Below are 18,139 nucleotides of genomic sequence, written 5' to 3' on the forward strand. Positions count from 1 at the left end.
CACCCGCCTCTGACATTTCCGCTTCGAAAAAAGCCCAAAACCGCCCAAACTGGACCCTTTTCGCCCCCTCCAAATACCCGTCTTTTGAGTGGCATCACCTGGTTGGATTGCCCTCATACTCATCTGGCTTAGGCGAGCACTTCCTGCACCGCACGCTTGACCTTCGCGTGCAGCTCCCGCAGCGAGGCCCGCTGCACCGGCACCTCCAGGATGGAGCGGCCGGCGACCGGGGCGTCCAGGGCGGCGTCGAGCTCGTCGATGCTGCGGACCAGCCGGTGCGGCACGCCGTAGGCGGCGGCCAGCGCTGACACGTCCACGGTGTGCGGGGTGCCGAAGAAGCGCTCGACGACGGCGGTGTACTCCGTCTGCTCCTCCCCCAGCGCGCCGTGCTCCAGGGTGGCGAAGATGCCGCCGCCGCCGTCGTTCAGCACCACGATCTGCAGGTCCGGCTCCGGTTCCCCGGTGCCGAGCAGGAGGGCCCCGGCGTCGTGCAGGAAAGTCAGGTCGCCCAGCAGCAGCCGGGTGGGGATGCCGTTGGCCAGCGCGATGCCCGACGCCGTGGCGATGGTGCCGTCAATGCCGGCCAGCCCGCGGTTGGCGTAGACGTCCAGCGGATGCCAGTCCGGGGCGGCCATCAGGTCCAGGTCGCGGATCGGGTTGGAGGAGCCGAGTACCAGGTTGCCGTCGGTGTGGTCCCAGACGAGGTCGGCGACGTGCAGGCCGTTCAGCTCGCTCCGGCCCTCGAGCAGGGAGGACAGCGCCGCCGACGCCGCGGCGGAGGCGGCCTGCCAGCGTTCCAGCCAGCCGGGGGTGCCTTCGCCGGCGAAGTCGAAGAGTCCGGCCAGGTCGGTGATGATGGTTTCGGGCCGGCGGCCGGCGGTGAACCAGTTGACCGGGCGCGGCACATAGATCGCCTTCTCCACGTCGCGGCGGGCCAGCAGCGCGGCGACCGGACGGGACAGCGTGGGCCGGCCGAAGACCACCACCCGCTCGATCTCCGGGCCCAGCTCCTCGAGCAGCAGCCGGTAGGCGGCGATCGCGTTGGGGCCGAAGCGGGCGTTCGAGGACGGTTCGGCCAGCAGCGGCAGTCCGGCGCGGCGGGCAAACAGGGCCGCGATCTCGCCGGCGCCGTCGCCGGCGATGACCACGGCGCGGTGAGTTCCGGGGTGGTTGGCCAGGGCCGCTGCCTCGCGGCCGGTGGCGGCGGGTTCGGCGGGGAGCTCAGCTGGGGTTTCGGCGTCGGGGACTGCCAGTTCGGCGGTGTCGCCGTCCTGCGGAATCAGCGGGTCGCGGAACTGCAGGTTGATGTGGATCGGCCCCACCGGGCTGCCGGCGCTGACCGCGTCGAAGGCGGCGCCGATGGCTCCGGCGGGATCGTCTCCGGCACGGACATTCGCGGTGGAGGCGGGAAACTCGGCGAAGATCCCCGGCTGGACGGTGGTCTGGTTGGCGCCGGTCCCGTGCAGCTCGGCGGGCCGATCGGCGGAGAGCACCACCAGCGGCACGCCGGCGTGGTGGGCTTCCATTACGGCGGGCATCAGTTCGCCCACAGCGGTGCCGGAGGTGGTGACGACGGCGGCCGGCCGGTGTCCGCCGCGGGCCAGGCCCAGCGCGGTGAACCCGGCGACGCGTTCGTCGATCCGCACGTGCACCTTCACCCGTCCCTGTACCTCGGCCTCCGCCAGCGCGTAGGCCAGCGGGGCGCTGCGCGATCCCGGGGCAATGACGACGTCGGTCACCCCTGCCGCGGTCAGTGCGGCCACCGCGGAGCGGGCGGCCTGCAGCGAGCTGAGGTTGCTTCCCGCTGTCGGCTCGGATCCGGCGGAGGCGGAGGACGGGCTGGGGGACTTCGAGGTTCCGGTCACCGTTCTATCCTAGGGTTTGAGGGCGACGGGTGACGTCCGGATGTTCCTTAGGCAGGCTCTTCCGGCCTGTTCTCCCGCAGCAAGGCGGCTGGAACGTGCCGTATGCCGATCGGCTAACGGGCAAATTGATGGCGGCCGCTACTCGTCGGGCACGATAAGAGCTATGACCGTCGAACTTCGCCCCTGGACTCTTGGAGACGCACACGCGCTGTGCGCTGCATCCGGCAGAGCCCGGACTTTGAGACGCAATTTGGCAATGCCCACCCGGCCACCATCGCTCAGGCCCGTGACTACATCAGCTCCCAACTTCCATTGACAGTGTCGAGGCGCAACTGGGCAATCACGATCGACGGTGTTGCTCTGGGCAATGTGGGGCTGTCAGCCATTGATCAACGCCACGGAAGTGCCTGGACGTAGGTTCGCGGCACTGCCCACAATGAGCGGATCCCAAGACAGCCGCAGAGTACAACTACGTTCAGTTGCTTGTCAGCCCCGGGCCATATTCCGCCATAGCTTCATTGATGAGTGTTCGTGTTTCAAGGAGCTTCGGGAGAACCTCATGCTCGAGTTGTTCCATGGAAACGCGTTCGGTGTGCACCGCAACGTTGATCCCGGCAATAACGACCCCTTCGACATTTTTCAAAGGAGTTGCGATTGTGCGGACGCCGACTTCAACTTCCTGATCCATGAGGCACCACCCGCGTTCGCGTATGAGCGCGAGGTCCTCGCGTAGTCCGTCGTCGTCCGCAAAGTGGGGCAGCGTCGCGAGTTGCTCTCTCCGATCGAGGTACGCCTTGAGATCCGGCTCCGGCAGGTACGCGAGCAGGACCCGGCCGAGTGCAGTGATCACCGGATCGATGCGTGTTCCCACTTGCACATTGAAGGTCATGATGCGCTTTTGTGCCGATGCCCGCGCGATGTACACAACGTTGTCGCCGTCGAACACTCCGACCGAGCAGGCCTCCCGCAGTTCCGCATTCAGGTCCGCCAAAAACGGGTTGACGATGCCCGGAAGTTCGCCGGACGTCAAATAGGATCCGCCGAGGTCAAGCACGCGGGGACTCAAGCGGAACCGGTTTTCTGTCTGGGAGACATAGCCCAACGCGTGAAGAGTCAGCAGAAATCGCCTGGCGCTGGGCTTGGACAGCCCGGTAGCGGTTGCCACTTCCGTAAGCGTCATGGTTCGCCGTTCGCTGTTGAACGCCTTGATGACCGCGAGCCCCTTGTCCAGGGACTGCACATAATCACTGGATGAGATCGGATGTACGAACCTGCTTTGATCCACGTTGCCTTCCCCGCGCCGCATCAGAGATTTGCCGACGGCGCCTGTGCACACGAATTTCGCGTGACTGTCCAATTTAGCTGTGCGTTGCCAGATACGCCGACACCAGCGCGTTGAAAGCCGGGGCGCGTTCCACCTGGCTCCAGTGTCCACACTGCGAAAACACATGGAGATCAGCATGGGGGATAGCCTCGGCCAGCTGCAGACTGCGACTGAGAGGAATAACCCGGTCTTGACGCCCATGGATAAGCAGCACCGGAATGTCCAGAGCGGAGAGGACGCCAATATCCAGGGGTAGTTGTTCCCGGTCGACGTCGCGGGCAGCGATGACCGCCCGGAACCGTTCGGCCGCACCCGCAGTGGAGGCAGCCGCGTAGCGTGCGTCTACCAGTTCATCAGTCACCAGCGAAGAGTCCACGACGAAGTCCAAAAGGGCTTCGCGTATGCCGGCGGGCGTCATAGTGGGGCGTGCGTGGCTTGTCAACGCTTTGGTGCGCGGGGCACCTCCCGTGCCCATCGAGATGATGCCGGCCAGCCGCTCCGGATGGTCAATGGCAAATTGGAAGGCGACCCAACCGCCCAGGGAGTTGCCGACCAGCCAGGTCTTTTCGATGCCCAGGGCATCGAGGACGCGGACCACATGTTCCACCCAAGCCTTAATCCCGTAGAGGGCACCGTCCGCAGCGGTCGTCTGGCCGAAACCGAGCAGATCGATGGCGATCGTTTGGCAGTGTTCGGAAAGTTCCGGCAGGTTGAGCCACCAGTTGGCCGCTGCGGAGACTCCGCTGCCTGACCCATGGAGGAACACCACCGGCACGCCGTCGCCTGCGCCGTGGTAGTGGGTCAACTCCCCCGGCGCCGTCTGGAGCCACTGGTCTTCCAACCCGAAGAAGGGGTCCGTGCTGAAACCGGGCGCTGCTTGCATACTCATATCAGTCGTTCCTGGTTGATTCGGTGAACGCGGCCACAAGGCCCATTCCGGTGACCCAACGGTGCACCGGTTCGTACGCGACAGTTTCGACGGGTCCGTTCCAGGCGCCGAGGCCCGCAATCCAGGTCCGGACCTCGTGGGCGCCGTTGCCCGCGATTCGTTCCATTTCCTCGGTATCCATCGCCAACAGCGGCTCGAGATCTCCGGAGGTCATCTTGTCGAGGAACCAGCGGTCCCATTCTTCGTTGATGTCCCCTTCGTGGCCTGCAGCAATGCGTTCGGCCAAACCCGCTTCACGGGCGGCGTTGTATTCGACGACCGTGTCCCGGCCATCGATCAGGAACTCGCGGGTCTGGTCATCGATGGATTCGTCGTAGGGCGAGGCGGCCTTCACCCAGTGCGACAGCCCGCCGGAGGAGATGACCAAAACGCGCAGATCCTCGTCCAGCGCCCGGATGGACTCGCCGACGGCGCGGCCAAACTCGTGAGCCCGGCGCATGGACGGCCGTGGCTCGGCGCCACAGTCGACCATGATCGGCAGAACCGGCGTCGTCATTTCCGGAAGCAGCACCTCGTACGGCTGGACAATGCCGTGGTCAATGCCCATGCGCAGCGAGAAGGCCGGGTCAAAGTTGCGTCCCCGCACACTGTCCACGATTTTGCGACCTATGCCGCCCATGTGCGGAAGATGGCCCTTGTGGCCGCCGTAGTCGCCGAAACTCACGACTTCGCCGGCGCCAATGCAGAATGCCGGCATCAAATCGAAAAAGAAGTTGCGCATGTGGTCCGGTCCGAAAATCACGATCAGGTCGGGATTGAGGTCCTGGACCTTTTCCTTGATCAACGCGGCACCGGCCGCAAACTTTGATCCCGGTCCTGTGATGTCAAAGGACTCGTCCCAGAAGGGCGAATGAGACATGGCGACGTAGCCGATGATTTGTGCCATCGTGGTGGACTCCTCTTTAGCGGTTGGTGGTTTGGGGCGTTTTGGCTTTCAGCGGCAATACAGCGCTGAAACGTTCAGTCATGTCGTTGGCATCCGCCCGCGAACATGTTGCTGCGAGATAGCGGTCCGGCCGGAGCACCAGAATTTCCCAGTTTTCGCGCCCGCGGCCCCAATCTCGAAAACCGCCCTGCAGGTCATCGAGCAGCACTGTCTCCGTACCGGTCTGCAGCAGATGCTGGCCGGCCCGTGAGCGGTTCACCCGAAGGAACCTGGCCCCGATCTTCCGCCAGTAGTCGGCGTGCTCATCGTCGAGGTGATCGAGAGGATCGATGTTGATGCCGATGACTGCGAACCAGTCTCCGGCAGCCTCGTCCAGTTTCGCCCGCGCCCCGTCGGCCGACTCGACATCGGGCTGGATGAACATCCTGCCTACGGGATCCTTCGCGGACGGGTCCAGCACAACGCCCTCCGCATAGAACGGCATGGGCTTGAATTTCATTTGGAGGAGGTAATCGCGCGACGCCGGGATGCGCTGCATCGCACGCAGGCCATAGCTCCGCGCTTTTTCGCCCAGTTTCGTTTTGGGCCCGTAAACCTTTCCCAATGTTGTTGCCAGTTCGACCAGGGCGCGGGCGTGGCCGCGCCGCTCCTGGCCGTAGGTCTCCAAGACCTCCGCGGAGATGCCGTGGCGCACGACGGCTGCGAGTTTCCAACCCAAATTTGCTGCGTCGCGGATGCCGGAGTTCATGCCCTGCCCGAACCATGGCGGCTGCAGGTGGGCCGCATCGCCGGCGAGGAAGGCGCGTCCAACCTGGAATCGGTTCGCCACCCTGGAATGGTGCGAGTAGACGCGGGCGCGTTCAAGGCCCGGCATCGGACCGGTCCAGTTGAAGTGGGCCCGGATGAGTTTCTCCACCTCTTCCGGTCGGACCATCTGCTCGTCCGTTTCGTTGTCGTTGAGCCTGAATTCGAACCTTCGGTAGCCGTACGGCAGGTCGATCGACACGAAGGGGCGGTCACTGCTGATGTAGTTGCCGGAGAACGGGGCGTGATAGGTCGAGTTGCGGATGTCGACAACCAGCCAACGTGCGCCGAGCGTCTTACCCTCCAAGGTTGCACCGATCAACTTCCTGACCAGGCTTCGTCCGCCGTCGGCGCCGACCACATACCGGGCGCTGATGGTCTCCTCCATGCCGTCCTTGGTGCGAATCGTGGCCAGAACCTGATCCTGGGTCTGCTCAAGGTTGACCAGTTCCCGTTCGAGCAGGAGTTCAACGTGCCCGAAGCGGTCAAGGCCCGTTCTGAGTTTCCTTTCCAGCATTGGCTGCAGGAAGGAGTTCCGCCGCGGCCAGCCGAACGGCTGCCCCGAGGGTGCGATCTCGGCCAGCTTGGTGAGGTTGGAATCGAACCAGATCAGGGACTGGTTCTGGATCATGTCAGAATGCACTTCCGTCCCCAGCCCGCAGGCCTGGAAGACCCGGAGCGACTCGTCATCGACGCCGACGCCGCGGGGATAGTCGACCACGGCTTCGGCCTTGTCGATCACTGTGGTTTGAATGCCGTAGACGCCGAGAAGGTTGGCGATCGTGATGCCGCAGGGACCGGCTCCGACGATAAGTACTTCGGTGTTCACTGGTGAATCTCCTAGATAAGGGGAGGAAGGCTGGAGGCGTCCCCGGACAGGCCGTTTAGAACTTGGTGTTCAGCAGCTCAAGGGCGGAGCGGTACTTTTCGCCGCCGGGATACGAGAGGCGTACCGGGTCGCCAAGTTCCTCGGCACCCTCGGGTTTCGGTGCGTTGGGCATGGTCCCAAACTCGAAGACGTGCTCGGCGACCGACGCCTGACCGGCCTCGCTGAACATCCAGCTCACGAGAAGGCGGGAGGCATTCGGATGCGGTGCGCCGTCAAGGACCCCGTAGGCTACGTCCGAAAAGAAAGCGCCGTCCTCCATGGCAACGAATTCCAGGGGAGCACCTTGTGCGACTTGGCGCATGTAGCTGCCATAGCCGGCCACGAACGAAACCGCGGTTTCCCCGGTGACCGTTGCCTGGAGCGCGTTGGCCACTGACGGGTAGATTTTCGGGCTGGCGTCGGTTTTGAAGCCGTCGATCCAATCTTCATCGATGGTTCCTGCAGACATCGCGGCGGAAATCATCTGCGGAACGACACCGCTCTGCTTGGGATTCGAAGTGGCAATCTGCCCGGACAACGCGGAACCTCCGAGCTCATCCCAGGTTGCGGGCATCTCTTCTGCCGAGAGGACGTCAGTGTTGTACGCGGTGGCGTACAGGTGCTGAGAGGGGACGCTCCACCTGTCGTCAGGACCGACAAAGGCCGCGTCCAGTGCGTCTGCTTCCATGGGTTTGTAGGCGGCCAGATAGCCCTTGTCGTTATAGCGTTCGACATCAGAGACACCAATATGGACCAGGTCGGCTTCGAATCCGCCGGCCACCTGCTCGCCCTCCAACCGGGAGTCGAGCTCCTGGCCGAAGATGTCCGAGGTGACGAGCTCAATACCGGGATATTCCTTCTTGAAGTCCGCATACACGGCACCATAAAGATCCTCCGTGGGACCATAGATGGTAACCTGCCCCTCTGATTTAGCTGCCTCATAGAGCTCCGCGACGGTAGTTGCAGTCACGGCTTCGGGGGCCGCAGCATCACCGCCGCACGCAGTGAGCAGCATCATTGCGGCTGCCGCGAAGGTAACGAGCTTCTTCGGATGCTTCATATTCTTGGCCTTTCTTAGGCGTGCGCAGGGACGGCGATGGAAGTAGGTGTGCTCGTGGCGCCCTTGCGCACGCCGTCGACGATGACGCAGGTCCCCTCCGGCGGCTGGGCCGCGGCTTGCTGGCCGACCTCTATGTCGCGGGCGTACCCGGGCCGAACCCGGGCAACGATTTCAGCGACGCCGTCGCTGACGACAATCTCGACGTCGTCCCCCAGATGCGCTTTGGAGATGACTGTTCCCACGAAGGCGTTAGGTGTGCCTGTTCCGTCGTGGGGAGATACCCGTACGAGCCGTGAACGGATAGCCACCGTGACTTTGCTTCCGGGTACGGGGGCCGAGAGGCCGACAGCGTGCATGCGGTTGCCGTTTCCGATTTCCACCGCCGTACCGTCGCCGTCCGGGCCGACAACTGTCGCTTCAAAGAAGTTGTCAAAGCCGACAAACTCGGCGACGAAGGCCGTTTTTGGAGCCACGAAGACATCGCGGGGGGCTCCCTGCTGAACAATCTTTCCGTCCTGCAGCACCAGGACCCGGTCGGCGAGGCCCCCGGCGTCTTCCTTGTCGTGGGTGACGTAGACGGCGGTCGCACCGAGGTGCTGCTGAATTCGGCGGATTTCCCGGCGCATCTGGGCACGCAGGTTCGTGTCGAGGCTGGACAGCGGTTCGTCCAGGAGCAGGAGCCGCGGCCGAGGCACGACGGCCCTTGCCAAGGCAACGCGCTGCTGCTGGCCGCCGGACAGGGTTCCGGGGTAGGAGTCGCGATGTTCCCAGAGGTCCACCATGACGAGCGTTTCACGGACCCGCTCGAGGACTTCAGCCTTCGGCGTTTTCGAGCGCTTCAGCGGATACGCGACGTTCTCAAAGACGGTTTTATGCGGCCAGAGGGCAAAGCTCTGGAACACCATGCCGAGCTTGCGCTGTTCGGGGGCCTTGTTGATGCCGTTCTCGCCGTCGAACACGGCGTCGTCGCCGAGGTAGACGGTACCGCCCTCAGGGCTTTCCAATCCGGCTATCGCTCGGAGGAGTGTGCTCTTGCCGCAGCCGGATGGACCCAGGAGGCACACAAACTCGCCGTCATGGACCTCGAGACTAACGTGGTCCAAGACAGTCTTGGCGCCGAACGATTTGTGCAGGTTTTTGATGCTGATGCTGGTCATGAGGTGACTCCTAGTTCTTCCGCTCGCGGCCGGGTGACTGAGCGGCTGACGAGCGTGCGGACAATGAACCATGCGAGGAAGGCGATCCCTGCCAGTCCGGCCATGGCGCAGGTGAAGATGACGTAGAGGGCTGAGGCGAGGACGGTCTCGCCGCTGTTGTAGAAGCCGAAGCTGATGGTGGAGATCATTTCGGTGCTGGCGCTGCCCAGCAGGATGGGCACGTCCAAGATGCCGGACATGGTGATGGCCACGAGGAACCAGGCGGAAATGAGGCTGGGTCCCATGAGGCGAACGGTGACGGTTGTCACGGCGCGGAGAAAACTGTCACCGGCGATGCGTGACGCCTCCTCCATGTCGACACTGATCTGGGCCAGTGCACCTTCCAGGGTTCGGGTGGCCAAGGGAACGGTTGCCACTGCAAGTCCGATGACGAGGATCCAGACGGTTCCATAGAGCGGCCGGGTTCCCGGCGTCATCAGGACGGACCAAAGGAACGCGAGGCCGAGAACGAGACCGGGCATGGCGGCGGGAACCCAGGAAGCCAGCTGGATGAACCGGCCGAGCCTTCCCCGCATGCGAACAAACGCGAAGCTCACCACCAATGCCAGCACCACGGTCAGGAGGCCGCCGACGGTGGAAACGATGATTGTGGTCCGCAACGCGCGCATCACGTTGGGAGTCTCGAGGAGCCTCTCAAAGTTCTGCGTCGTCAGCTCCTGAGAACCGAGGTAGGGCTGAAAGGCACTGAGCACGACCTGAATGATCGGAAGGACGAGCGCAATGAAGAAGTAGAACAGCGTCATCGCGACAACAAGTACCGTCCACCTTCCCGGTTTCCGAAGGGCAGCCCCTTTTGACCGCCCTCCGACGGAGGTGTAGGTTCTGCCGCCGCCGGTCAGCTTCAGCTGCGCGAGGACCAGGACCGCCAGGATCAGGACGATCACGAGAGAGGAGGCCGAGGCAGCGGAATAGTCCGCCTCGTAGCCGCCTCGCAGGTAGTCGTAAATGTGCGTGGCATAAACCTCTATGCCCGCGGGCTGCCCCAGCACAGCTGGCGTCTCAAAAGCCTCGAGACCCTTGACGAAGATAAACAGGCTGGCCGCGCCGAGCGCAGGGAGCAGTGCGGGGAGCTCGATTCCGATGAAAGACCGCATCCTGCCGGCCCCGCTGATCCGCGCCGCTTCTTCCAGTGCTGAGTTCTGGTTCCGGAAGGCACCCAGGATGATCATGTAGGCCAACGCGCTGGCTTTAAGGACGGTCACCAGCACCAGGCCAAACCAGCTTCGGGTGGTGAAGGCCGCGGCAAGGGAGTCCAGACTTATCGCATCCAGGAATTTGTTGATCATTCCGGCCGGCCCGGCTCCCAGCATTGCCCAGCTCAGCGAGTACAGCACCGTCGGCATGGCTACCAGAATGACCATGACGGGCGTAATCAGGCGACGGAACGGCACGTCCATGCGCGTGGTGACAGTGGCGAAAAAGATGGCCACCGCCATCGACAAGACCGTGATGACTATCGAATAGACCATCGTTGCCCCGAGGGAGCCAAAGGTGTCCGGGTCGGTCAGGACCCTTTGGAAGCCCGCGAGCGTCCAGGTTTGATTCCCGGACAAGGGCGAAGAATTGAACGCCCCGTACACCAGCATCCCCAACGGCCAGACGAACAGCCACGTGAAGACGAGGAGGCTGATGGTCTTGATGATCATGCCGACCGCCGCTGCGGGTCGGATGACTGGACGAGGACGCGGGGCGGTCAGCGTGCTCATGGCCCTCCATTCTCTGCTTAATCGTTGTACGCATTGCGTACAACGATTTCGTATATCGTACGAGTGTGTAAGCATGGTGACATGGATCACCTCAAGTCAGCAAACCCAACGAGTGCATAAATCGGCCCGTGTCACATGCCGGCAGATTCATGCCAAGGAGCCAGGACCCCATGAATGAACGTGAGATTGAATCAATTGCCGACGAACTGGTTGTGGCAGGTCGGACGCGCGTCCCGGTAAAGCGGCTCACCGCCCGGCACCCGGAGATGACCATCGAGGACTCCTACCGTGTCCAGAACCTCTGGCGCCAGCGATCCGAGGCCAGCGGGCGGCGCCTGGCCGGCCACAAAATTGGTCTGACGTCCAAGGCAATGCAGGCTGCCACCGGAATTACCGAACCGGATTACGGGATCATCTTTGAGGACATGGTCCTGGAGAACGGCAGCATCATTCGGTGGGACCAGTACACCCACCCGCGTGTGGAGGTCGAGCTCGCGTTTATGTTGAACGAGGACATCACAGGTCCGGGCGCCACGATCTTCGACGTACTGAGGGCCACCGAGTACGTTGTTCCTGCCCTGGAGATCCTGGACTCGAGGATTGAGATGGAAGGCCGCACCATTGTGGACACCATCAGTGACAATGCCGCGATGGGTGCCATGGTCGTCGGTGGAAACCCCGTCCGGCCCCAGGATGTGGACCTGCGCTGGATTTCAGCGATCCTCTACCGGAACCAGACTGTGGAGGAGACCGGCGTCGCCGCCGGAGTCCTGAACCACCCCGCCGCTGGCGTGTATTGGCTCGCCAATAAACTGGCCGCCCACGGAGACGGCCTCAAGGCCGGCGAGATCGTTCTCGCCGGCTCCTTCACCCGCCCGCTCTGGGTATATCAGGGAGACACCATCTTCGCCGACTACGGAAAGCTGGGAACGATTACCTGCCGTTTTGAATAGAGTCCGCGGTCCCCTTCCTCAGTAGGCCCGAACCCGCTGCTCCACAACAAGGTGGATGAGCGCGAAGGTCTTGTCCTCATCGATGGCCCGGAGCGCAGCTTCAACAGCGGCGGGCACGTCCGCGTCGCGCTCCACCTTGATGCCGAAGCCGCCAAAGGCCTGGGCCATCAGTGCGAACTCGGGGTTTTTCAGCTGGGTGCCGGAGACCCGGTCCGGATAGTGGCGTTCCTGGTGGGTGCGGATGGTGCCGTATTCCTGGTTGTCCATCACGATCACCAGCGGGGTGGCCCCGTACTGGGCGGCGGTGGCCAGCTCCTGGCCGTTCATCAGGAACTCGCCGTCGCCGGCAATCGTCACCACGCGCCGGCCCGGATAGGTCAGGGAGGCCGCGACCGCCGACGGCACGGAGTAGCCCATTGACCCGTTGCGGGCGCTGAGCATGGAGGCGTACCGCTTGGTCGGGAAGTACCGGTGGGCCCAGTTGGTGTGCTCGCCCGCGCCCAGAGTGACCACGGCGTCGTCTGGCAGGGTGGGCACCAGGTGCGCCATCAGCGTGTCCATCCGCGCCTGTCCGGTGCCGGGGGCGGCCGGCGGCAGGGCGGCGAAGGCCTCCTGTTCGCCGCGCATGCGGGCGGTCCAGGCCTTCCACTCCTCCTTGACCGGCAGGTCCATCAGCACCAGGTCACGGATAAAGACGTCCGGCTTGGCGACGATCTGATAGGAGACGGGGCCGGACCGGCCGCGCAGCGAGGGATCGATCGAGACCAGGAAGTTCTTCTTCGCCCAGTCCTGCCGGACCACAAAGCCGTCGGTAAGCACGTCGCCGGGCACGGTGCCGACAAAGACCAGCAGATCGGTCTCCTCGAGCAGGTCGTAGGTGGGCTTCGGCCGGCCGTAGCCGATTGGCCCGACGTAGGAGGGCGAGTCGAAGGGCACGGTGCCCTCGCAGCGCCACTCCGCGGCGGCGGGCAGGTGGTGTTCCTCCAGCCACCGGGTCAGGGCATCCGCCCCTTCCTGCGTCCAGTCATTGCCGCCGGTCACGAACAGCGGCTTCTCCGCGTCCTTCAGCGCTGCCTTCAGCGCCTTCCAGTCCGTCACGGTCATGCCGCCGGGGGCGACGGGAATCGGCGGATGCAGGACGGCGCTGATTTCCTGCCGGATGATGTCCTCGGGAAGGCCGACGACGACGGGGCCCGGCCGGCCGCTCATCGCGGCGAAGATCGCTTCGGCCACAATTTCGGACGCCCGCTCGGGGTGGTCCAGCACCATCACGCGCTTGGCTCCGGTATCGAACCAGGCCTTGATGTCGAACTCCTGGAACGCCTCGCGGTCCCGGTGCTCAAACGGAATCAGTCCGACAAAGAGCACCATCGGTGTGGAGTCCTGCCAGGCCGTGTGCAGGCCAACGTGGGCATTGGCGGCGCCCGGTCCACGGGTGACCATGGCGATCCCCGGCAGCTGCTGCATCTTGCCGGCGGCCTCTGCCATGTAGGCGGCCCCGCCCTCGTGCCGGCACACGATGGTTTCAATCGGCGAGTCGGCCAGGCCGTCCAGCACGTCCAGGAAGCTCTCGCCGGGCACCACATAGGTCCGCTCCACCCCATGGGCGGCCAGCGAATCGACAATCACGTGGCCCGCCGACTTTGTTGCCGGGGCATCGGTTGCTCCCGCCGTGGAGGGAGCTGGCACGCGGGAAATGGAGGATGCCTGAGGCAGCCCTGACGTCGTTGTCATCAATTCACTTTCGTTGCTCGGATACATCGGTTTTTAGCCGTCATGCTGTCAACGACTGGTCTGAATCCCCCAGCGAAGCGCTTGCTTGGTCCTGAGGTGGGATCATAATACCCGCACTTGGGAAGTGTTACGACGGCCGAGTCCGCGCGCTAAACGCCCTCGGTTGCTTCCAAGCGGCCCGATCCGACGGCAGCGGCGAAATCCTGGTAGTCCCGGTCGTTCTGATCGGCATAGCGCTCGGAGAAATCGGTGATTGAAAGGTCGAACTTGTCGCTCTTGCCGAGGTAGGCGGCAATCGCAACCGGGTCGCCCGATCGGGCGTGCGCCCGCGCCAGGGTCCAGCCGCAGGCCTGGGCATAAAACGTCAGGCCGGCCGGACGCATCGCTTCCACAACGGGGGACCCCTTCATGTCCCGCAGCTGACGCCAGTACAGGAACCGGTTGTCCTGCACGCCCTTGGTCCACCCCAGGAAGATGTCGCTTGCCGCCTGCATCATCCGCTGCCCCTGCACAACGCGCTCGCCTGGCTGCCTGCACCTGCTCTTGGGCAAGTGATCCTCGAGCACTGACCTCCTGGCCTCCTTGATCTGGAGGAACAGGGGATCTTGTTGATCGCGGCCCTGGAGCAACACGATGAACGCCCGGGTTCCGACGCTGCCGACACCCACGACCTTGCGGGCGGCGTCGATGACTTCGAAGCGCTCGAGCAGGTCACGCCGATCAGCCTGCAATGTGGCCCGGTAGGACCGGAACTGCTCACGAAGCGCTTGCTGAACCTCATCACCGGACATGCCGTACGCGTCTTCCAGATCCCGGAGGGGAATGACGATAGGCGGCTGGCTGACGATCCGGTATTTCCCGTCCACCCGCTCGGCGAGCTTGGAGAGTGCCTGCAGGCTGTCCCGGGTGCGGGCCTTAGCGGCAGCCTTCCGCACCGCCTTTTCAATGCTCCGGGATTCCTTCGAGTCCTTGCCCTTCTGGGAGGACATGCCCGTCTGCAGAGTTTCCAGCAACTCCTCGGACAGCCGGGCGTACCAGATGTCCAGGGTGCGCATCTGCGAGAATTCGGTCATCGCTTCGCGGTAGGCCCTAACCGCCGTGAGAGTCGCCTCCCGCGTTTCCTTTTCGGTGAACTCGTTGTTCCGGGCCGCGATCGTGAAGCTTGCCGACATCCGCTTGACGTCATACTCGAACGGCCCCGGAAGGGTTTCGTCGAAATCGTTCAGGCCGAACAGCAGGTTTCGCTCCGGCGAGGCAAACAGTCCGAAGTTGGACAGGTGGGCGTCTCCGCACAACTGGACGCGCAGCCCCGCCCGCGGCGTGTCCTTCAGGTCTGCGGCCATAATCTTTGCCGCGCCCCGGTAGAACGTGAACGGGGAGGCCAGCATCCGGCCGTGCCGCACCGGCACGAGATCCTGATCCCGGGTGAGGTTCTGTTCCTCCAGGAGCGCGACCGGATCGGGCCGGTCGGGGGCGGGCTTCCAACCGGCGTGGCTGGAGCGGGGCGTCTTTTCCCGGCTTCCCCTGCCCTTTGCAACCCGTTCCTCCACGGTAGGGTGCTCGATTTTCTTCACGGCCATGATCGGCGATCTCCCTTTATCGTCAGGAACCCGTCCGATTGGACAGTGCGATTGTGGTCTCGCCACGGCCAGCCGTCAACGTCCCGCCCGGAATTAGCCCGTCCCGCCGCGGAGATGGCCGGCATAGTCCGGCATCCCCCGCAGGTGGGTCCCGCCGTCGACCAGGAGATCGGTGCAGGTAATCCAGCCGGCGTAATCGGAGGCCTGAAAGACCACCGCCTTGGCGATGTCGGACGGTTCACCCATCCGGTTGATCGCAAAGCTGCGGTGAAATGCCTCGGTCAGGGCGCCTCTCACGGAAACATACCGAATTAAGTTGGCAAACTCTCAGCGGATAATGATTAAGCAACAAACGGGCAGCAGCCTTCTCAGCCCGTTCCGACTTGACCGCAAGGAAGCTTCATTGAATTACACGGACAACTCCCCTCCAGCGCCCCCGCAGGAATTGACGATGACTCAGCCGGAGGTTCCGCGCAAATCCGGTAAAAGGACAGCTGCCGCTAAATTCGGAGCCGTCGCACTTGTTGCGTTGGTGGCAGGCGCGGCAATCGGCTACGGTGGCACGCCTGAACCTGAGATTGTGACGCGCACAGTTACCGAAACCGTTCAGGCGATGCCCGCACCCTGCCAGAACGCTTACCTCGCTGCCGAAGAGGCATTCCTTAGCTACGACGCGGAAGGACCTATAACCCAGGAGGCTCTCCAAGCGGCAGTAATGCGCAACGTTACAGAAATTGAATTATTGACAACGAAGATTTCCCTCGCCAAAGGCAAAACCCAGGAGGACCTGACGACCTATCTCACTGCGAAGATGCGGTGTGAGGAGCAAACGGGACTGAGTCTGCCGGCTGCCACCCCCTAGCCATGTTTGCAGAATGGGAAACACGGTCCTTCCCACGTCGTAGGCGTCGGCACTAGAACACCCTGCTAACAGCCTTGGCGTTATCCAGTAGACGGGCTGGTAGCGTCATGGTTCACCAGCCAAAAAGTGAAAACGGAGCTTGAATGAGCATTTACACCGCCCCGCTTCTCGACGGGCCAGCCCTGATGAGCACGTACGAGGGACAGGTGTGGGAGGCACTCAACAAGCACTGGCAGCGTCGCAACAACCGCCGCGGCCTGCCAAACTGGGCGAGCACCGCTCTCAACCGCAGCGGTGAGATAGCGGGCAACGCCGCGAACCGAGTTTCGGACGCCGTGCCAGAGGCAGTCATGAACCCTATCCGTCGCGCAGGCGAAGCCGTCGCCATCAAGTCCGTGCGACCGGCGGTTGAAGGGGCTACAGCGCTTCTGGAACTGGTGAACGACTGGGCCCTTGAGCTTAACGACCCGAAGAGCGTCGAGAAGCTCGCTCGCAAGCGGGGCCTCAACATCGGGATATTCAGCGAACTGCAACAGCAAGACCTCAAGGTTTGCGATCGACTGCTGACCTTGAACGCCCTTAGGTGGCGAACCGCTGGCGCGTTCGAGGGCGGCATCATGGGCCTGCTCGCTATGGTCCCAGTCGCCGGGATACCCGTGGCGATGACGGCGGACATCCTCGTCATCCAGGTTCTGAGCTCGTCGATCGCATCGCGCATCGCGTACTCCTACGGCTACGACGCGAAGGACCCTGCTGAGCAGATCTTCATTCAGCGCCTGGTAAACCGATCCTTCATGGCGCAGGCGGCTAAAGCCGAGCCGCTGCGTCATGCTGCACGGGCTGCAGACGCGGTCAAGGGACGCGTCAAATGGTCGCAGAAACTCCGCCAGGACCACCGTCTTTTGGCCGCCCTCGAGAAGTTAATACAGCAGCTGGGGCCGGCCGGTGCCAGAGTGCCAGTTCAGAACGTCGCCAAAGTTGTCCCGCTCGTAGGCGTCCTCATCGGCGCTGGTATGAATTCTGCGATCCTCGGCAACGTGGCTTCCGACGCCCAACGGTATTGCCAGACCAGATTCCTGTGCGACAAATATGGGTTGCCGTTGCCGGCGGCGCTGGCGATCGATCCGGAGGACGAAATCCAAACTGGTGCTTTGTAAGTAACGGCTTTCGATCAGCCTCTGAGCTTCTCCACTTGCAGGCGACCTGCCCTCCGGTGAACATATGCGCCCGAAACCGCGACCTGCGATCAGCTGACGAAGAGACCTGGTGCCAACATTTTGTTATCCGGTCTCCAGTTAGAACACCCTGACAAAAAGTGGCGCACTTTATCGTGTGCATTTGTGGTCGATTGCGAACAAAAGGCTCCTGAAGGCATGTCCTTTCTCATTTGCCGCGGTGTGCCGTTTGGTCGCTCAACGGGTAATCCGCGCGCTGCAGTGGCTCCGCCATGGGGGGCCGGCTCAGCCCGACGGCGTGAACTGGCTGGCCGTGAACTCCGCACCCTGCGGGTCGCGGATCAATGCGGTCCGTGACCACTGCTCATCGCTCTGGCGCAGGACGCTGGCGCCGATCCGCTCCGCGAGAGCAGCCGTCTGGTCGCGGTCCGCCACGGCGAAGGTGACATGCCAGTGCGGCTGGTCGTTGGGGGCGGCATCCACGTACCAGGCGATCGCGTCCTCAAATCCGGGAGGGACAAAGATCTCCGCTTGCCGCGCCCGGATGCCGGGATCGACCGTCGCCTCAAGATGGTCGCCGTAGCCGGACCGGCGGATCAGCCATCCGTAACCGAGGTCGTCGGCCTGCCAGTCGAACGCTTCCCGGTAAAACCCACTGGCCGCACCGATGTCGGCAGTATGCAGATCGCTGAAATTCCACGCCCCGGGCACGTTCACCGCTTGGGCCCCCAACCGGCGTCGGGCCTGCCAGAGGCGGAACTCGGCGCCCTCCGGATCCGCCAGCGCGGCGGCACGGCCGCCCTCCCCCGCATCGGCCGGCCCGGATCTCACCGTGGCGCCCGCGGACTCCAGCCGCCCCGCTGCGGCATCGGCGTCGTCGACGGCAACATAGGTGTTCCACACGGCGGCAGGTTCATCGCTGCCGGCCAGCCCGCCGACATCCGCGCCATCGAGCTTGGCTATCAGGTAACGGCCCTGCGCATCCGGCGGCATGGCGTCCTCGAATTCCCAGCCGAAGAGTTCGCCGTAGAAGTCAGCGGCTGCGTCGACGTCGGGCTGCTCGGTGTCGATCCAACTCGGCACGCCCTCGGGATAGGTCCTCTGCATCGTGGCTCCTTTCCACCGCTACAGGTTAGTAGTGGCAGCCACCGACGGG

General features: G+C 63.5%; 15 protein-coding genes. 3 read left to right on the plus strand and 12 right to left on the minus strand.

All coding sequences use genetic code 11. The features are described 5' to 3' along the window. Positions 1–128: 128 nt before the first annotated feature. The 8 genes from menD to QNO08_RS14540 all read right to left on the minus strand — a co-directional run bounded on the left by menD (position 129) and on the right by QNO08_RS14540 (position 10,679). Complete coding sequence (menD, locus tag QNO08_RS14505; RefSeq protein ID WP_229964780.1) at positions 129–1,865, minus strand: 2-succinyl-5-enolpyruvyl-6-hydroxy-3-cyclohexene-1-carboxylic-acid synthase; 1,737 nt, start codon at positions 1,863–1,865, stop codon at positions 129–131. A 475-nt stretch (positions 1,866–2,340) separates the two neighbouring features. Further along, a complete protein-coding gene (locus QNO08_RS14510; protein WP_284155606.1) occupies positions 2,341–3,150 on the minus strand; it encodes an IclR family transcriptional regulator domain-containing protein in 810 nt (269 codons plus the stop codon). 73 nt (positions 3,151–3,223) lie between these two features. After that, positions 3,224–4,078 carry an alpha/beta fold hydrolase gene (locus QNO08_RS14515; RefSeq protein WP_229964778.1) on the minus strand — a complete coding sequence of 285 codons (855 nt, stop codon included), beginning with the start codon at positions 4,076–4,078 and terminating at the stop codon, positions 3,224–3,226. Between the two features lies 1 nt (position 4,079). Further along, complete coding sequence (locus tag QNO08_RS14520; protein ID WP_229964777.1) at positions 4,080–5,024, minus strand: DODA-type extradiol aromatic ring-opening family dioxygenase; 945 nt, start codon at positions 5,022–5,024, stop codon at positions 4,080–4,082. A gap of 16 nt (positions 5,025–5,040) precedes the next feature. Beyond that, the gene (locus tag QNO08_RS14525; RefSeq protein WP_229964776.1) at positions 5,041–6,657 is read right to left on the minus strand and encodes a bifunctional 3-(3-hydroxy-phenyl)propionate/3-hydroxycinnamic acid hydroxylase; all 1,617 of its coding nucleotides are present in this window, start codon (positions 6,655–6,657) and stop codon (positions 5,041–5,043) included. Between the two features lie 55 nt (positions 6,658–6,712). Beyond that, positions 6,713–7,756: an ABC transporter substrate-binding protein gene (locus tag QNO08_RS14530; RefSeq protein ID WP_229964775.1), complete on the minus strand. Its 1,044-nt coding sequence runs from the start codon at positions 7,754–7,756 to the stop codon at positions 6,713–6,715. A gap of 14 nt (positions 7,757–7,770) precedes the next feature. Continuing rightward, complete coding sequence (locus QNO08_RS14535) at positions 7,771–8,913, minus strand: ABC transporter ATP-binding protein (RefSeq protein ID WP_229964774.1); 1,143 nt, start codon at positions 8,911–8,913, stop codon at positions 7,771–7,773. Continuing rightward, positions 8,910–10,679: an ABC transporter permease gene (locus tag QNO08_RS14540; protein ID WP_229964773.1), complete on the minus strand. Its 1,770-nt coding sequence runs from the start codon at positions 10,677–10,679 to the stop codon at positions 8,910–8,912. The genes QNO08_RS14535 and QNO08_RS14540 overlap by 4 nt, the downstream gene beginning before the upstream one ends. A gap of 170 nt (positions 10,680–10,849) precedes the next feature. Between QNO08_RS14540 and hpaH the strand changes: the two genes are divergently transcribed. Then, the gene (gene hpaH / locus QNO08_RS14545; protein ID WP_229964772.1) at positions 10,850–11,632 is read left to right on the plus strand and encodes a 2-oxo-hept-4-ene-1,7-dioate hydratase; all 783 of its coding nucleotides are present in this window, start codon (positions 10,850–10,852) and stop codon (positions 11,630–11,632) included. Between the two features lie 18 nt (positions 11,633–11,650). Here hpaH and QNO08_RS14550 read toward each other — a convergent pair whose 3' ends face one another. From QNO08_RS14550 to QNO08_RS14560, 3 genes are all read right to left on the minus strand, one after another. Further along, positions 11,651–13,366 carry a thiamine pyrophosphate-dependent enzyme gene (locus QNO08_RS14550; protein WP_229964771.1) on the minus strand — a complete coding sequence of 572 codons (1,716 nt, stop codon included), beginning with the start codon at positions 13,364–13,366 and terminating at the stop codon, positions 11,651–11,653. Between the two features lie 149 nt (positions 13,367–13,515). Continuing rightward, a complete protein-coding gene (locus tag QNO08_RS14555) occupies positions 13,516–14,946 on the minus strand; it encodes a DUF2252 domain-containing protein (RefSeq protein WP_229964770.1) in 1,431 nt (476 codons plus the stop codon). 93 nt (positions 14,947–15,039) lie between these two features. Then, entirely contained in the window at positions 15,040–15,243 is a 204-nt protein-coding gene (locus tag QNO08_RS14560) for an SDR family oxidoreductase (RefSeq protein ID WP_229964769.1), read from the minus strand. Positions 15,244–15,283: 40 nt separating this feature from the next. Between QNO08_RS14560 and QNO08_RS14565 the strand changes: the two genes are divergently transcribed. Both QNO08_RS14565 and QNO08_RS14570 read left to right on the plus strand, forming a co-directional pair. Continuing rightward, positions 15,284–15,808 (plus strand): hypothetical protein, encoded by a 525-nt coding sequence (locus QNO08_RS14565; protein ID WP_229964768.1) that lies wholly within the window; start codon positions 15,284–15,286, stop codon positions 15,806–15,808. A gap of 143 nt (positions 15,809–15,951) precedes the next feature. Then, positions 15,952–16,965 (plus strand): EcsC family protein, encoded by a 1,014-nt coding sequence (locus tag QNO08_RS14570; protein WP_229964767.1) that lies wholly within the window; start codon positions 15,952–15,954, stop codon positions 16,963–16,965. A 303-nt stretch (positions 16,966–17,268) separates the two neighbouring features. Here the strand turns inward: QNO08_RS14570 and QNO08_RS14575 are convergent, their stop codons facing one another. Beyond that, positions 17,269–18,090, minus strand: coding sequence for a VOC family protein (locus QNO08_RS14575; protein WP_229964766.1), 822 nt, complete (start codon positions 18,088–18,090; stop codon positions 17,269–17,271). Between the last annotated feature and the right edge of the window lie 49 nt (positions 18,091–18,139).

This window comes from Arthrobacter sp. zg-Y820 (assembly GCF_030142155.1).
Taxonomy (GTDB): domain Bacteria; phylum Actinomycetota; class Actinomycetes; order Actinomycetales; family Micrococcaceae; genus Arthrobacter_B.

Excerpts from the sequence above, each read along its gene's own strand:
- QNO08_RS14515 (WP_229964778.1), bottom strand. The coding sequence starts at position 4,078 with ATGAGTATGCAAGCAGCGCCCGGTTTCAGCACGGACCCCTTCTTCGGG.
- QNO08_RS14520 (WP_229964777.1), bottom strand. The coding sequence starts at position 5,024 with ATGGCACAAATCATCGGCTACGTCGCCATGTCTCATTCGCCCTTCTGG.
- QNO08_RS14530 (WP_229964775.1), bottom strand. The coding sequence starts at position 7,756 with ATGAAGCATCCGAAGAAGCTCGTTACCTTCGCGGCAGCCGCAATGATG.
- QNO08_RS14535 (WP_229964774.1), bottom strand. The coding sequence starts at position 8,913 with ATGACCAGCATCAGCATCAAAAACCTGCACAAATCGTTCGGCGCCAAG.
- QNO08_RS14540 (WP_229964773.1), bottom strand. The coding sequence starts at position 10,679 with ATGAGCACGCTGACCGCCCCGCGTCCTCGTCCAGTCATCCGACCCGCA.
- hpaH (WP_229964772.1), top strand. The coding sequence starts at position 10,850 with ATGAATGAACGTGAGATTGAATCAATTGCCGACGAACTGGTTGTGGCA.
- QNO08_RS14550 (WP_229964771.1), bottom strand. The coding sequence starts at position 13,366 with ATGACAACGACGTCAGGGCTGCCTCAGGCATCCTCCATTTCCCGCGTG.
- QNO08_RS14555 (WP_229964770.1), bottom strand. The coding sequence starts at position 14,946 with ATGGCCGTGAAGAAAATCGAGCACCCTACCGTGGAGGAACGGGTTGCA.
- QNO08_RS14565 (WP_229964768.1), top strand. The coding sequence starts at position 15,284 with ATGATTAAGCAACAAACGGGCAGCAGCCTTCTCAGCCCGTTCCGACTT.
- QNO08_RS14570 (WP_229964767.1), top strand. The coding sequence starts at position 15,952 with ATGAGCATTTACACCGCCCCGCTTCTCGACGGGCCAGCCCTGATGAGC.
- QNO08_RS14575 (WP_229964766.1), bottom strand. The coding sequence starts at position 18,090 with ATGCAGAGGACCTATCCCGAGGGCGTGCCGAGTTGGATCGACACCGAG.